Genomic DNA, 15,778 nt, shown 5'->3' with positions numbered 1-15,778 from the left:
CAGTGGCCGCCCGCGGCTGTCGCACGGTTATTATCCGTCGTACGGCCCGCGGAGAGCCGGCCTCACGATCCAAATAGCACCAATCGGAAAGTACGACTTGTGGCTGCTGAGGGTGATCCTGGATGGCCAGCAGATTTGATCGAAGATTTCATCCCGTGTAGTGTGACCGTTTGCAGCAAAAGTATGCTTTTCGCTTACCTGCAATTTGGTCTCTGGTTGTGTTATTGCGTCCCGCTGGGGGAACGGTCTGAAGACGGCGTGAACGTTCGTCTTCGCTGCGTGTATTTGCCCACAGCCTGCAAGCTCGTCGATTACCGGCGGGCTTGTCTCGGTTGCCATCATCCACGAGGAGCCCCTAATTGACGCGCAAAATATTGGAAGATCCCCCCGGCGACGGCTGGCCAAGGCAATTAGTAGCTCCCCTGATCTGTGCTGTTTCGCTCGCGATGGCAGCAGTCAGCCTGGCTCCTGCCGCCAGCGCGGCAGTCACCCGCCCCGAAAGTGCCTCCACAACGTCCTCCGAAGTTGCCCGCGACACTTTTAGCCGCACTTCCCTGGCCGGCTGGGGCAATGCCGAAACCGGAGGCACCTATGCAATGGACAACCCGGCCAAGGCGGGTCTCGCCGTTGTGAACGGCACAGCCAGGGTAAATGGACTGCCGCCAGGGCAGTCACTGTCTGCCGTGCTGCCTGCAGTCTCTGCGACCGATGTCAATGTCCAAGGGGCGCTGATGTTACCTTCGGTTCCCGCGGGTCAATTCGGCCTGTATCACGCCCTCGATATTCGCCGGCAGAGCTCCGGTGCCGCCTACCGGGGGCGCCTGGAGGTGATGAGTGGGGGCAAGTTATTCCTTGCCGTCTCAAGGATTACCAACGGGACTGACGTAAATCTGGGAAAAGTGCAGTTGCCGCAGTTGCTGAGCGCCAACCAAAAGGCCCATATCGAATTCAGTGTCACGGGTACGTCTTCTGTGTCCATCCAAGGACGCGCCTGGCTTGACGGAAGCGCGGTCCCGAACTGGCAGCTCTCGGTCGCGGACACTTCCGCCACTAGGATCGCCAGTGCGGGAGCCGTTGGTATCTGGGAGTACATGTCTGGCGGCAACTCGGCGCCGGTCAGTACTGTTCTGGACGACTTGCACGTCGTTAACATCGGAGCCGCTCCCGCTCCGGCCCCGGCCCCCGCTCCGGCCCCGGCTCCCGCCCCGGCACCCGCTCCAGCCCCGGCACCGGCCCCTCAACCGGGACGTGGAGCGTCCGCCGTCGGTTCGGCCGTGTACGCCGCGCCGGCCGACGCAATATATGTCGACGTCGCCAAGGGCACGGACTCACAACCGGGCAGCCAGGCTGCCCCCTTGAAGACCCTTGCTAGCGCCGTCGCTCATGCGAAGTCCGGCCAGGTCATAGTGCTGCGAAAAGGCACCTACAACGAGTCGGTCACAATTCCGTCCAACAAGTCGCTGACGATTCAGTCTTACCCCGACGAGGCTGTTTGGTTGGACGGGTCCGTGCCGGTGGCTTCCTGGCAGAAATCGGGCGCCACCTGGCTCGCATCAGGATGGACCCCCGAGTTCTCCAATTCCATGGACGGTGTAGCAGACAACCCGAGATACGTGAATTCGGCTAAGCCCATGGCGGCCCGGCCGGACCAAGTGTTCTTGGACGGGGTCTCGCTCAAGCAGGTCGGGTCCGCTGCTCAGGTGGTTGCGGGGACGTTCTACGTGGATAACGCAGCCAATACGATCCGGCTCGGGAGCGATCCCGCGGGGCACGAAGTGCGGGCCAGCAATCTGGGCCAGGCCATCTACTCTTCAGCCACTAAAACCACGCTGCAGGGATTCGGGGTGCGCCGCTACGCCACGCCTTATGAGTCCCGCGCCGCCGTTGTCCTGGCCGCCACGTCCGCCGCGGCTCGGAATCTCACCGTCGTTGACAACGCGATGATCGGCATTGCAATTCAAAACAATGACAGCATCGCCGAACGCGTCACCGCGCAACGAAACGGCATGCTCGGCATCGGTGTCAATGCCGCGTACGGTCTGGTTATCAAGGACTCGATTGTTTCGTTTAACAATGCCGAGGGATTCAAGCCGGAGCCGGTCGCGGGAGGAATCAAGGTGACTCGTTCGCGTGGTATTAAGATTGTCAACAACGACACCAGCAATAACCAGGGCAGTACCGGGATTTGGTTGGATGAGTCCGTAAACACTGCAAACGTCTCCAATAACACCTCGTCCTCAAACGGGATCAACGGCATTGAAATCGAAATATCCGATACCGCGATCGTTGCAAACAACGAGACCAACGGCCAAGAGACCGGAATCCTCATTTACAACACGGGAAATGTAAAGGTCTTCAACAATAACATCGGCGGAAACCGACTGTTCGGGGTCAAGTTGGCCCAAGATGAACGCCGGCAGGCGGTCTCGAGCTTCGCCGGACAAGATCCGCGCCAACCGGCCGTCGATCCGACAACTCCGTGGCTGACACGCAACATTACGATATCTAACAATGTATACGGAAACGGGGGCCGCTTTCAGTTCTATGCGCTTGACGGCGTCACCAAGATTCCCGTGGATAACATGAATGTCGTAATTACAGGAAACCTTTTTAACAAGCGAGTTGTCACAACGGACCCGACAATGGTTGCGTGGGGCGGCAATGACGGAGTAACTCTTGCGCGCTACGAAACCCCCGCCGCTCTAGCCGCCGCCAAGGGTGCAAGCTGGAAGAATGCCAGCACCGACACCAGCGTCCCGATTGACCAGATGGCAGCTCTGGCAGCGAAGTCGACCGCCATCGCTGTTCCGCTGCCACAGGACGTGGCCACGGCGATCGGCAAGCCTGCAGGCAGCACAGTGGTCGGGCGCTTCTAAGCCTGAATCAGGCCCGTTTGGCCCGGTCCGGCCAGCGGTCACGGTACGCGCCACACCCGTGGCGTGCCGTGGCTGCTGGCCCGCACCCAGCGCCGATCCGGGAATACAAGCCCTTGCGGCCCCCGAAGGATGTTGTGAGGCCACTTCGACCCCGCCAGGGATGCAACCTAGGTAGGCTCGGACGCGAGTGCCGCCGCCCTGCGTCGTTTCAGATCCCTATTCACGTACCAGATGTTCGGGCCGACCTGGCAGACAGCTACGGAAATGGCCGAACCGACGATAGGGCCGCCAGCGCCTAATAGGCCGATCAGCCACCAAGAGAGACCTAGGTTCAAAGGAACCATAATGAAGATCGGGATGGTTTGAAAGCGGAGTCCCTGGTGATCTGTCATGTACATACCTACCGGGTATTTTGCTGCCTGCAGGCCCACGAACACAACGAATCCGAAAATCAGCCACTTGTCGAGTTGAATTTTTCCGTCGGAGATGAAATCCACCACCAAGGGTGAAAGCGCGGCTAGAACGATCCCCAGCGCCACGCCGCCCGTAGCAAACCAGAGAGTCGGAATCAACGGAGACTCCACCCGGGACGCAGAGCGGGCTTTGGCGTATATGGGCCAGAAAGCGATTCCTGCGGCAGCAACGGTTTGGATGACGATTCCGTACAATTGGGAGCCCAAATTATACTGGGCCAATTCGCTCCCCGTTGTCAAATGGCTCAGCAAAAGGCGATCTGTCTGCATCGCCACGGGCAACGCGATCATCTGAAGAAGCATAGGCCAGGCCAGATGGGCTGCCCGGACTCCACGATGGCGCCTGACGTGGGGAATTGCACGAATAGCGGACTTGAGCTGAGGCGAGATAAGACGCCCTGCAATTATGAGGCAGATAAGAGAATTTATGGCATTTGCAATGTAGGAAAACGTTGCCAGGAAACTTCCTGCGGGGGCTGCGATTCCCACGGTGACGAGAACGGCGGTCAAAATGAGTGGCGCTACAACAATCTGACTCATGACCTGGACGTTGGTCCGCTCAAGGCCGACGAGAATGCGCTGACCGATCGATAACGGGAGCGCCAGGCCAAAGAGGGCCAGGCAGGCGCAGGCCGCCACGGCGCCGTCCCCCGGGAGGAGGCCATTCCCCAGAATGGCGGGCCACCAACCGAGCCAATAGACCGCAAACGAAATAACGATGAAGATTAGACCTGAGACCAGGAGGATACGCATGGCCGTGAGAATCGCGCCGAGCACATACTCGTCGGACTTAGGCTTCGACGACCCCGCCACCGCGTTGATAACGACCGCAGCAATGCCAAGGTCCGCGAAGGGCAGCAGGCTCGGGATCGATGACAGCAATCCGTATTGTGCATATGCGTCCGTGCCGAAATGGGCGATTATCAGTTGGCTGGTTACGATGCCCAGCAGCCCCGAAACTCCCATAACTGCGACTTTGGTCGCTGCCGTGCCGCCCACTGTTGCCAGCAGGCCTCGGCGTCCGGCCGAACGGTCCTGTACGGACTTCCGATCAAGTCTGGTAGTCACGTGAATCCGTCTCAAAAAGCCACGAATCGGCGGCCAGACGTCCGTCTAGCTGCGGCAGCGTGGCGATGACGTCGCTGCGCCCCGCGGCCCGGAGCAACTGGTCCTTGATCGCTTCTCCCAGGGCACCGGCGGAACACCCCGCTGCCACCACGGAATGACCATGCTCTGCCAGCCACGATGCCAGTCCCGTCTCGGTCGTCGTGACGACCGAACAACCATGCGCCAAGCCTTCGACGATGGGAAGCCCCACCTGCTCACGCCAGATCGGCGTGGACTGCGAGGGCAGGACAAGCACTTGGGCGTGCCGCAAATGGCGGTGGATTTCACTTCGAGGCGGGTCGATGACAACGTCGATACTGCTGTCCGCCGCAGCGCTGGCGAGAGCCTGGTCGACCAGGGCTCCTTTGCCGACGATAGTGAGACGGGCTGCCGGGTTCGCGTTCCGAACCGAGGGCCAAGCTTCGAGTAGAAGGGGAAACCCTTTGCGTTGCGACAAGTCCCCCAGATAGATCACTCGATGGGGGTCACTGAATTGTCCGGGCTCGCATGAACAAGCGGCGGGAACGGCTGGGATGAGCACCTCCGTGCGACCGTCCGATTGCGGCAGCAGCCCGTGATATGTGTCCCGCGCGGCCGCAGTGCCAAAGGCCAGCCGGTCCACTCTTTTCCAGACAATGGCCGCGAGTCGCCGCTCGACTACCTTGCGCAGTGAGGACTTCCACGAGTGGCGCAGCCGCTGTGGATACGGGTCGCTGTTGCCAATGGCATAGCTCACCACCAGCACGCGCCTGCCGCCGAGCAGCCTTCGGGCAGCCAATGCCAATAGCGCAACCGCGGTGCTCGGAAGGCTGGATAGCATCAGTGGTTCGTTGACTTCCAGAGCGGTCACGTCGGAGCGGGCGAGGATCAGTGCCGCCCTGAGCGGGCTGGCCTCGATCAGTTCCAGGCCACGAGCCAGGTCGGCGTCAAAATCGTAACGCCGCTGGCGATAGATTATTGCGGCCGGCTTCAGCTGATGGGCGCGCTCCAGATGGGCGGTGCGGATCGACTCATAGAGCCGGGCGCGTTTGAGTTTCATCCGGACCATTGTCATAGTTCCACCCCCACGTTCGCTGTTCGGAATCGAGTCATCTCTTGAACCAGGCCGCCAGCACCGGAGTTCCGTGCTGCAAGGATTCGCGCAGCGCCCATGCGCCCAGCCCGGCGTCGGCGTACGAGTCGAGGATGCGGGCTGTGAGATCCCCCCGGTCCAACGACGGCGGGGGGCCGTCGTCGACGCCGTCTCCCAGGCCGGCGTGACCGTCGTGGGAGAGGAGGATAGCCCCCGGAACCGCCCCGGTCATGGCTTTCTGGACGCGGTCCGCCTGGGACGCCACCTTGGAATCCCAGCTGGTCGCCCCCCACATAACGGGCATGAGTCCGGCCGACCGGACAGCGCGCCACGTAGTCAGTGTCTGCCGGCCATACGGGGGACGGACCCATTCGACCCGCTGACCCGTCAGGTCTTCGAGTTCGGAACGGCCATCCTTGGTCCGTTGCGAGACTTCGCGGGAGGAGAAGCCGGTCAGCCGTTGATGATCAAGTCCGTGGAGGGCGATCTCGTGACCCGCGGCTGCGACCTCTGCCAGGAGGCCGGGATGACGGCGGGCCCGGCTGAGCAGGACGAAGAACGTGGCGCTGAGCTGCCGCTCATCAAGCACCTGCAGGATTCTGTCAGTTCCGCCGGGTTCCGGACCGTCGTCGTACGTCAGGACAATGTTCGGAACTGCCGTATTGACGGCGACGATGGAGCCGACAAAGGCGGAATGGGCGCGGATAACGGGCTTCACGACCCGGCTTACGATCCTCCTCACTTCTTTCATCCGTTACCGCCCTCTCCGGCGGGCTGGCGCCCGTTTCATCCACGGGCGCAAATGCGCTTCCCGCGAGTACTCGAGGTAGGCGACTCCGACTCCTCCGGCCAGCATGCCGGCCCCGCGATAGGCGGTGCGCAACCCTCGGGCCTGGTGGCGGTGGGAATCGGCGATCACCCCGAAACCGAAACGTAGTGAACCGCCGCACATGCGCAGCACCCCGCGCACAACGGATCGCAGGCGTGCCATGCTCTTGTGCATTGCCCTTTGCGTCGAATGGATGTCGACCAAAGCGGCTGAATTTCCATGGCTCCACGCTCTCCGGAGAACCCATTCACGGGTGGTGCGGTCCGCCGGAACAAAATCGGTGGCCACGGATTCGTCGCACCAAAGTATCGTTCCCCCCGCCCGCACCAGCAACCTGCTGAAAAGCGTGTCCTCGCCCCCCGTGAGGCCGAAGCTGTCGTTGAAACGCACGCCGGCCTTCCGGATCTGGTGCATGTCGAGGAGTAAATTTCCTGCGGCTGCCGTGGGTATCACGGTCCCCGTCGGCATCCGCCGTCGACGGAAGAAGGCGCCCGCGGCGATCCACGGGTCAAGGTCAGCTTCAAACTGCGAGACCACCCTCCCCATGACAGCAGCCGGGTTAGTCTTTCGCCACGTGTCCAACAGCGGTTCGAGCCAGTGTTCTTGCGGCTCCTCGTCGTCATCGATGAACAGAAGCAAATCATGGTGCGCAGCTTCGTCTAATGCCCGATTTCGACCGGCGGAGATGCCGGGCACTGGTTCGGCCACGTATCGAATCAATTCCGAGTTGAAGGCTATGACAGTATCCTGGGCGCTTTCCGCCGGATCATTGTCAATAACAACGATGCTGGGCGAGATTGAGCGGTCTGAGTCCTGGGCGAGTTTCGTCACGTGCTCGAGCATGGTTTCCAGGCCGCGCTTAAGCGTGGTGGGCCTCCGATACGTCAGCACCGCAACGAGAAGCGTCTGCGGTTTCATGGGCGCATGGCCTTCTGTAGTTGAGGCGCCTGGCCGGCATAAGCCACTGCCTTTTCGTAGGCTTTCTTGTGCGCCGACGAGGCGTTGCGCCAGTCTCGCCTTGCAAGGTCCGGGCGAGTGCGCGGGGCATCCTCCGCGAGGGACGCCAATGTTTGGAGGATACTCTCCGGTGTCAGCGCGCCGGTGTACTGAAATACCCAGCCCGGGCCTACCTCTTCGGATAACGCCTGGTTGACTTCGTTGGCGGGAACCAGCACCGGCCGATCCAACGACAGGGCGGCCAATGCTCCCCCCGAATTGTGCATGAATCGGTAGGGGAGGACCACGAGCTCTGAACTGGTAATGGTCTTAACGAGTTCTGCGTCGGAGACATATTCCAAATTCAGGCGGATGCGGTCATCACCATAGGCCAAGGCCGCGATCTTTTCGCCGATTTCCCGTGTGGAGGGATTGCCTCCCAGCCGAAGTGTGAGTCCGGGGTGGGATATCGTTGTCTGCCGAAAGGCCTTGATCAGATCCTCTACGCCCTTGTACCGTCGTATCAGGCCTACGTATCCGATTCGGCCCGGTATCTTTTCTGCCTTCGGAAAGCGGGAAAACCAGTCACGATAGTGGCCGTGCGGGATGATGACGCTGGGCTGGCCCTTCGGAAGAGGCGTTTCGGAGTTTAACCGAACATAAAGCGTGGTTCGGCGGTCGATCAGGCGCAGCAGCCATACCTCAAGGACGGAGATGTCCTTCGGCAGCTCGATGTTGTGGATGGTTCGCACCACCGGGGTTTGGGTCAGAGCGAGGCGGCACAAGAGGGCCACGCTGAGCGCCTGCCGAACGAGTTTCTTTAGCGGGCTGCTGCCACTGACCAGAATCTCGGGCCAGTGAACGTGGAAGACGTCATACTTTCCGAGGAGGGCCGCGCGCCAACTGAAATTTACCACCGTCACACCGGGCAGCTCCCGGAGCCCGCGGGCCAGCTGAACCAAGTAGGGGTTGGTCGTGGAACGGGGGACAGGGAAAGACTGCAATACCGCCAGTGAACTGTTCAATAGTCAATACCTCGTCGAATGAGCAGCATTGGAATCCATTACGCATGTGGCTTGGACGTATCCTCTCATAATGACCTCAAATTACTAGTCCGCTTCTGGGCGAAAGGATAGTCTTCCCACCATGACGCCTTCAGAACTTCCGCCGGTGGCAATTGTGGTGGTGAACTATGGCTCCCATGAGCTTCTGGAGAGGAACCTCGTACCTGTCTCCGAGCACTCACCGGATGCAATAGTCGTCATCGTGGATAGTTTTTCGGACATCCCCGAGCGGGAAGCGGTGGTGACCTTGGCGGAGCGCCGCGGGTGGTTGACGGTGCTCCCCGCCACAAACGTGGGTTTTGGCGGGGGTATGAACCTGGGCGTTGCCGCGGCCTATGCCGCCGGCGCCCGATTCTTTTTGCTGCTGAATCCGGATGCCGCACTCAATGCGGAGAGTCTCCGCTCGCTGCGGGAGGAGGCAAATGCGGAGCCTATGACGCTGCTGGCGCCGAAGATTTTCCGGCCCGACGGTACGGTCTGGTTTGACGGCTCGGACCTTGACCTGAACGATGGGTCAACCAGGGCCAGCCGCAAGAACTCCGCGGCCGCGCCGGGACGCAACGTTCCTTGGCTTACCGGTGCCTGCCTGATGGTGAGCCATGAATTATGGCAGGAAGTGGGCGGCTTCGATGAACGATATTTCTTGTACTGGGAAGATGTGGACCTGTCATACCGGGTTCTGGCCGCCGGCGCTAAAATCCGGGTCGTCCACGGCGTCCCTGCCATGCACGACGAAGGAGGCACCCACCCGGACGCGGCGGCAAGCCCTGCGAACCGGGCCAAGTCGGCTACCTACTACTACTACAACGCCCGCAATAGGTTGCTCTTTGCGGGCGTGAACCTTGGCCCGGACGCACAACGTGCCTGGAAGCGCACGGCCATCCGCGCGGCCCGCGACATTCTCCTGCGGGGGGGTCGACGCCAGTTCCTTAGGCCCCTGCCGCCGTTACGGGCAGCCGCGATGGGAACGTGGGACGGCTTGCGGCTAATGCGGGACGCCCAGAATTCCCGCTAGCCCGGAACCGATCGATCGACTCGCGATGGCCACTTCCTCGAGTGTTTTCCGGTGCGCGCGCTCATTCCCCCAATGACCGTCCGATATTTCGCCATAAGCAGTGGAATCTGAAGACCGGCCGGGGAAGATGGCGAGGGATCGCTTGGGCGCGGCCAGCTTGCCGGCCCCCCGCATGTCATTCATTTGCCGGACAATTGGGCCCAACGTGTTCTCCTGAGCTCCAGTGCCGCCCTGAGAGCTCAGCGCCCGAACAGCAACTACGCTCCGCATGAACACGCTGGCCTCCTTCAGCGTGAAGGTCTTCCGCCTGGCTGACGGGCGCAACCGAGCGACGGCGGTCCGGTGTTCGTAAGCGGCGACAAGGATGAGGTCGGCGTCCTCGACCAGCTGGGCAGTTAGGACCCGCGCCCGGTGGATGACCGGGACGCCCTCAGAACCTGTCATGGCGGAGGCGCGTTCGCACATTGAGTGGCTAGGAATGGCCGCCGTGCCCGCGCTCCGAACAGTCAGACCATCGAGGCCGTACTGTTCACGCAGAATGGCTGCAGCCAAAGGAGAGCGGCACACGTTTCCGGAACAGACGACGAGAATTATGGGCATTTGGCTGCTTCCCAGATAGCGATGAATCATGGCAGGATTCAAAGATAGTCCAAGGGGCTGCTTCCACACAGAGGTCTGACGCATCCAATGCACTGCTCGCATGCTGTCCCCGCCGACTGCGCGGGCGCACGTCTCAGCGCCACGGAGTTCGAGGAGGAGCATGCTCCGATCTGCGGATCACGCCGCCGTTGACTCCACGCTGCCGGCTAAGGTGGTCCAGGCTCGACGGCCAAACTGGGTGTTTGTCCGGGCAACTGGACTCCGGGACGGCACCCGGGCCGCGCTGATCGGCAGCTTCGCCGCGTTGCTGGCTCTCGCTGGTTCATGGCGGGTCTCCTTGTGGACCGATGAAGCCGCCACCATTACCGGCGCAAGTCGTAGCCTTCCGGAGTTATGGCGGATGCTCCAAAATGTCGATGCCGTCCATGGCCTTTACTACTTACTGATGCACTTTTGGATCGAATTTTTTGGCCAGTCTGCCCTGAGCCTGCGGATGCCCAGCGCCTTGGCAGTCGGAGCCGGAGCGGCCGGTGTATATGTCCTGGCCCGTGGATTGGGCGGATCCAGGTTGGCATTGTGGAGCGCCTTGGTGTTTGGGGTGCTCCCCAGGGTCACGTGGATGGGCATTGAGGCCAGGTCCTATGCCTTCAGCGCTGCGGCCGCAGTCTGGCTGTCCGTGCTCCTGGTCGGGGCACTGCGACACAAAACAGCGCGGCATTGGACCGCTTACGCAGCGTTTGCCGCGATATCCGTAGCGATCAACCTGTACCTGGTCCTGCTGATTGCCTCACATGCCGTGACGCTGCTGGCGCTGAGGGGCGTCAGATGGCGGCAGCGGTTCCGATGGCTCCTGGCCGCGGCTGTGGGGATGTTGGCCTGCGCGCCCGTGCTGTATCTGTCGATGAGGCAAGGCGGCCAGGTCAGTGATCAAGACCTGGGCTGGACACGGTGGATTCAAAACGTGGTCGTCAACCAGTGGTTCCTAGGCGATACGCCCACCACGCAAGAAGGCGGAACGGGGACGAACGAACCGTGGGTGATCGCGGCCATAGCGCTGGCGGGCCTTTCCTGGCTCGCGATGTGTTTCGCCGTCCAACGGGCGTTGATCCCACTCCGGAGGGCTTCCTTGCCCAAGTGGTTTGTGTGGATCGTTCCGCAGATCGTTCTTCCGACTTTGGCCATCGGGCTCTATTCGCTCTTGATCCATCCCATGTACAACCCGCGGTACCTTTCGCTGAGTACGCCGGCGGTCGCGATCTTGATAGCTGCCGGCGCGCGGCTCCTACCGAGACACTGGATGCGGGCTGCGGCGGGGGTCATGATCGTGTTGTTTACCATTCCAATCTACCTCTCGCAACGCCAGGCCCAGGCGAAAAGCGGCACTGATTGGATGGAGGTGGCGGAGTACATGGGCGCACACGCACAGGCGCAGGATGCGGTGTATTTCAGTCCCCGATATCCGCCCTCGGAAGCCGAAACGGGACTAACGCTGCGGCGCATCGCCGTCGCTTACCCCGAAGCTTTTTCCGGCCTGCTGGACCTGACTTTTCATGTTCCGGGCGCCGCCGACGGCACTCTCGACGGATCTTCGCGACTTCTTGGAGATTCCTTGGACAAATTGAAAGGGGTGCAGAGGGTGTGGCTGATTCGGCGGATTGATTATCCTGTTGCCTTTGCGCAGGCTGATGACGAGAAACTGCGGACCGCGGGGTTTCAGTCCCGCCTTGCGTGGTCCGGTCCCCTCGACTCCATTCAGGAATTCACAAGGTGACTTCTACGAATAATGCTGGGTTGCCGCCGGTAGCATGAGGCATCGAAACGAGAACGTATCTGGGAGACGGGCATATGGATTTTTCAGAGTATTTGGGGGCACTGAAGCGCAGCTGGGCCCTCTTGTGTGTGCTGACTCTCCTCGGTGGGGCCGTTGGCTTCGGATATGCCCGGAGCACCCCGCCGATGTACAAGGCCAGCAGCAGCGTTTTTGTGTCCGCCCAGCGAGGTGAAACGACGTCGGAATTGGTTCAGGGATCCACCTATACCCAAAACCTCATGCAGTCGTATGCGCAGTTGGCGAAATTGCCCTCGGTGCTGGAACCGGTCATCCTTCGCCTGCGCCTCAATACCACCGCGGAAAAGCTGGGTGAATCTGTTTCAGCCGTTTCGCCGCTTAACACGGTACTCATCGACATTTCCGTCACTGATCCCTCCCCGGCACAAGCAGCGCTGATCGCTAATGCCGTAACTTCCTCTCTAGCAACCACAGTCCAAGGCATATCACCGAGAACTGCGGTAGGAACACCTGCGGTCGCCATGCAGCAAGTAGCTGAGGCTCAGGCGCCAGTACACCCTTTCGCGCCTAACACCCAGCTCTCCACACTAACTGGAGCACTGGTTGGGTTGGTGCTTGCGGTCATCTACGCTTTGGGCCGGGAACTGCTGGACACTCGGATCAAGGCGTTGAAGGACCTCCGGCGCGTTACCGATGTCCCGCTGCTCGGCACCATTCCGGGGGCTCGACGCAGGACTCCCAATGACATTGTCATGAGAGTGACCCCGCACGGACGCTCGGCCGAATCCTACCGGCGCCTGGCAGCGAACCTTGAATACATCAATCCCGATGCCGCCGTGCAATCAGTGGTCGTGACGTCCGCCTCCGAGGGAGAAGGCAAGAGCCTGACGGCAGTGAATCTGTCGCTGGCCCTGTCAGAGAAGTTCGACCGGGTTCTGCTTGTCGACGCCGACCTCCGGCAACCGCGAATTGCCCATTACTGTCAGATCGAGGGGCAGGTCGGCCTCAGCAACGTGCTCGCCGGGGCTGCCGAACTCCGGGACGTCATCGAACCCTGGGGCACCATCGATGTCCTGCCGTCCGGCGCCATACCTCCGAACCCGAATCAGCTGATCAACTCGGAGGCCATGGCCGCACTCGTCCGGGCATGCGCAGTGGACTACGACATTGTTGTCCTGGACTCTGCTCCTTTACTTCCCGTCACGGACAGCCTGGCGTTGTCCCGGATTACAGACGGCGCAGTCTTCGTCGCGCGGGCAGCGGCGACCAGACGCGGGCAACTGGCTTCCGCCTTGGATGCGATCGACGGGGTCAACGGCCACGTGCTGGGAATCATCCTGAACGGAGTAAAAGAATCCCGCAACGAACGCTCATATGGCTACGGCAATGACGGACGCCGTGCGTTGTCTAAAGCTGCGGCCCAAGCTCCCGGCGACGTACCGAAGACCAAGACCGTGTCCGTTACCAAGGAGCACAACGACCCCGCGCATGTGCGCACGGGTTCGTAGCCCAAGATGGCCGAGATCCGCGGGAACAGCGCCCTTCGTGGCTCCCCCGGAGCTGCCGGGCCGTCCGCGCGCCCCTTCGCGTCGCGTCCGGACTCGGCGGCGAAGGTTGTGGCTTTCGTGCTGCTCGTCTTGTTGGGTCTGCGCCAGGAGATCAATCAGGCGCTGACCCTCGGCGATGTTGCGGCGTTGGCGCTCAGCCCTGTCTGGTTGTCCAGCCTCGGGCGCTACCGGGGAGGACGAGGCTTCGTGACGATCGGTGCGGCGGCCCTCCTCCTTGGTTTTTTCTTGTCTGCTTATAGCGTGGCGGACCACGGATTTGACCGCATCAGCTACTTCAATAACTCCGTCGTCTTTGGCAGCCTCTTCCTCACAGTCGGCGTAATACTCTGGGCACGGACGCTGATGCCGGATTGGCTCGTGGGATTAGGCCTGGGGTTTGGATTGGTCCTGGGCGTTTCAGGAGCGGGGCGCGCCACGGAGAACCTCTGGAAATTCGGGTACGCTGTCCCCGCAATCGTCATTGCGTTGTCGCTGGCCAGCTACGCGCGCCGGAAATGGGGGCCAAGCCCGCGCATGGTGGACATGGCGCTGCTTCTGGTGTTGGCGATCGTGTCCGGGGCAAACGATGCCAGGTCTCTGTTCGGGATGCTGATGCTCGCATTCACGCTGGTCATTTGGCAGATGATCCCGCAGGGGCGCAGCGTCCGACGATCGGTGGCCAAGACCCTGGTTGCCTTCGCCAGCCTGATATTGGTGACCTACAACGTGGGGACCGGATTATTGGTTGACGGCTACCTCGGTGCGGGTGCCCAACAGCGCTCAGTGGAACAGATCGCATTGACTGGATCCCTCCTCGTGGGGGCGCGGCCCGAGATGGCCGCAACTGCTGCGTTGTTTCAATCCCGGCCGTGGGGATTTGGGGTGGGGATAACTCCGTCACTGCAAGACATTTTGGTGGCCAAAACGGGTATGGCAGCAATCCATTACGCGCCTAATAACGGCTATGTGGAAAACTACATGCTCGGAACCCACTTCGAATTGCACTCCGTGCTGGGCGACTTCTGGGTGCTGTTTGGGCTTGGAGGGGTTGCGGCGGCCGCATTGATTCTGACGCACATGGTTCATTGGATCGTCACAGCTGTAGCTGGCCGGCGGGCCACGGGACTGGTGCTTTTCCTGTCCATAATTACGCTTTGGAACATCCTGTTTAGCCCTATGTACACGTCCGTGCCGACGATGGCCTTGGCTGTGGGTCTTATCCTTGCCCGGAAAACAGTCGCCTCCTTTCTCCCGGCCATTGATGATTTGTCTGCAGCAACCGATGACCCGCCGCCGGCTTTGCTGCCGACGACGGAGGGAAGACGGCGCGGAAGCGGCCCGGTTAAGCCAAGAGAGCCTTCAGCTCAGCTCTGATCCGGGCGCCGTATGACTCGGAGCTGTGCTTGGTGAAGGCCTTGGCTGCGTCGATCTGCGCATCATCCCGATAACTGGCCCAGTCGCCTACCACTTTTTCAACTGCCGCGGCCAGCGCCCGCGCATCCCCCGGCGGGACCAGTTGGGCGCTCGCATAGCTTCCGGCGGCTTCGCGCAGGCCGGAAGTGTCGCTGACAATAACCGGCCGTCCTGCCAGCACGGCCTCAACGGCGGTGTTTCCAAAAGGTTCGTCCAGCCGGGAGGGGACGAGCACAACGTCGGCGCGGGCGATGTGCGGCCAGACGTTTGGCGTAAATCCGTGGAAGGTCACGTCGTCTTGGAGGCCGAGCGCTGCCACCAATTCACGAAGATCCGTTTCATACCACTCATAACCAGGAAAAACAGCACCAACGATGTCGAGTGAAGCGTCCAGGCCACGCTGCTTGATGTGACTCAGGGCGCGGACGGCAACGTCCACTCCTTTGCGCGACGACAGGCGTCCAATGTAGAGGAGCCTGACAGATGGGGTGATGACGGCGCGCGGCGCTTCAGGATGGTAGGGGCCTGGGACCCCGTTATAAACGACGACGGTGCGCGAGGACAAGCCCCGAAACGCGCCCCTTAGGACGGAGGCGCTATAGGCGCTGTTTGCGACGATCGACGTCGAGAGCAGGAGCGGGGCCGACAAAAGAACCTTCAGGAGTTTGGGAGCGGAGCCTTCCGCCTCGTGGACGTGGGTGAGGATCGGCTTCCTGAACAGCTTCGCCAAAACGAACCACAGCGGAATTGTCATGGTGTTGATGTAGACGATATCCGGGTTGCAGGTCCTCATCAACCGCAGCCCTCCTGCTGTTCCCCTGCCGACCTGGACGCTAAATTGTGCGAAGCCCTTAGGCTTCAGGATGCTCTTGCGAAGGACAGGGGAGGGGCAGATGGCGACGGCGGCGCCCGTCTCTTCGAGCACCGACACCAGAGGACCGGCGGAGGGCAGCGTCACGGTGACTCTCATGCCGCCAGCCACTAGCCCTTTGACGCTTTCAACTAGGACCCGGTCTGAACCATATAGGTCAGGACTAGGATGGGCCACCAGAACGCT

12 protein-coding genes are annotated in these 15,778 nt (G+C 61.3%); 5 read left to right on the top strand and 7 right to left on the bottom strand.

Annotated features, from left to right (window positions below; translation table 11 throughout):
* Positions 1-359 precede the first annotated feature (359 nt).
* On the top strand, positions 360-2,876 hold the full coding sequence (locus AC1DGI_RS14875) for a right-handed parallel beta-helix repeat-containing protein (protein ID WP_476899392.1): 2,517 nt from the start codon (positions 360-362) through the stop codon (positions 2,874-2,876).
* A 167-nt stretch (positions 2,877-3,043) separates the two neighbouring features.
* Here the strand turns inward: AC1DGI_RS14875 and AC1DGI_RS14870 are convergent, their stop codons facing one another.
* Genes AC1DGI_RS14870 through AC1DGI_RS14850 form a run of 5 tightly spaced genes read right to left on the bottom strand, consistent with a single transcriptional unit; the run spans position 3,044 to position 8,318 of the window.
* Positions 3,044-4,417, bottom strand: a complete 1,374-nt coding sequence (locus AC1DGI_RS14870; RefSeq protein WP_476899391.1) for an MATE family efflux transporter — start codon at positions 4,415-4,417, stop codon at positions 3,044-3,046.
* The gene (locus AC1DGI_RS14865) at positions 4,401-5,495 is read right to left on the bottom strand and encodes a glycosyltransferase family 4 protein (RefSeq protein ID WP_476899390.1); all 1,095 of its coding nucleotides are present in this window, start codon (positions 5,493-5,495) and stop codon (positions 4,401-4,403) included. The genes AC1DGI_RS14870 and AC1DGI_RS14865 overlap by 17 nt, the downstream gene beginning before the upstream one ends.
* A gap of 49 nt (positions 5,496-5,544) precedes the next feature.
* The gene (locus tag AC1DGI_RS14860; RefSeq protein ID WP_476899389.1) at positions 5,545-6,246 is read right to left on the bottom strand and encodes a polysaccharide deacetylase family protein; all 702 of its coding nucleotides are present in this window, start codon (positions 6,244-6,246) and stop codon (positions 5,545-5,547) included.
* A 36-nt stretch (positions 6,247-6,282) separates the two neighbouring features.
* Positions 6,283-7,275: a glycosyltransferase family 2 protein gene (locus tag AC1DGI_RS14855; RefSeq protein WP_476899388.1), complete on the bottom strand. Its 993-nt coding sequence runs from the start codon at positions 7,273-7,275 to the stop codon at positions 6,283-6,285.
* Entirely contained in the window at positions 7,272-8,318 is a 1,047-nt protein-coding gene (locus tag AC1DGI_RS14850) for a glycosyltransferase family protein (RefSeq protein ID WP_476899387.1), read from the bottom strand. Before AC1DGI_RS14850 ends, AC1DGI_RS14855 begins: the two co-directional genes overlap by 4 nt.
* Positions 8,319-8,439: 121 nt before the next feature.
* On the opposite strand from AC1DGI_RS14850, the gene AC1DGI_RS14845 reads away from it, so the two are divergent.
* Positions 8,440-9,372 (top strand): glycosyltransferase family 2 protein, encoded by a 933-nt coding sequence (locus tag AC1DGI_RS14845; RefSeq protein ID WP_476899386.1) that lies wholly within the window; start codon positions 8,440-8,442, stop codon positions 9,370-9,372.
* Here the strand turns inward: AC1DGI_RS14845 and AC1DGI_RS14840 are convergent.
* Complete coding sequence (locus AC1DGI_RS14840) at positions 9,343-10,002, bottom strand: arsenate reductase/protein-tyrosine-phosphatase family protein (protein ID WP_476899385.1); 660 nt, start codon at positions 10,000-10,002, stop codon at positions 9,343-9,345. The genes AC1DGI_RS14845 and AC1DGI_RS14840 overlap by 30 nt on opposite strands.
* Positions 10,003-10,132: 130 nt before the next feature.
* On the opposite strand from AC1DGI_RS14840, the gene AC1DGI_RS14835 reads away from it, so the two are divergent.
* The 3 genes from AC1DGI_RS14835 (at position 10,133) to AC1DGI_RS14825 (ending at position 14,682) form a co-directional block, all read left to right on the top strand.
* Complete coding sequence (locus AC1DGI_RS14835) at positions 10,133-11,743, top strand: glycosyltransferase family 39 protein (protein WP_476899384.1); 1,611 nt, start codon at positions 10,133-10,135, stop codon at positions 11,741-11,743.
* A gap of 74 nt (positions 11,744-11,817) precedes the next feature.
* Positions 11,818-13,269 (top strand): tyrosine-protein kinase domain-containing protein, encoded by a 1,452-nt coding sequence (locus AC1DGI_RS14830; RefSeq protein ID WP_441401883.1) that lies wholly within the window; start codon positions 11,818-11,820, stop codon positions 13,267-13,269.
* A 117-nt stretch (positions 13,270-13,386) separates the two neighbouring features.
* On the top strand, positions 13,387-14,682 hold the full coding sequence (locus AC1DGI_RS14825) for a hypothetical protein (RefSeq protein ID WP_476899383.1): 1,296 nt from the start codon (positions 13,387-13,389) through the stop codon (positions 14,680-14,682).
* Here the strand turns inward: AC1DGI_RS14825 and AC1DGI_RS14820 are convergent.
* Entirely contained in the window at positions 14,651-15,769 is a 1,119-nt protein-coding gene (locus AC1DGI_RS14820) for a glycosyltransferase (protein ID WP_476899408.1), read from the bottom strand. The two genes, AC1DGI_RS14825 and AC1DGI_RS14820, sit on opposite strands and share 32 nt — an antisense overlap.
* Positions 15,770-15,778: the final 9 nt, after the last annotated feature.

It is taken from the genome of Arthrobacter sp. 05N428_2, assembly GCF_056397065.1.
This window is presented reverse-complemented; position numbering and strand designations above follow the sequence as displayed.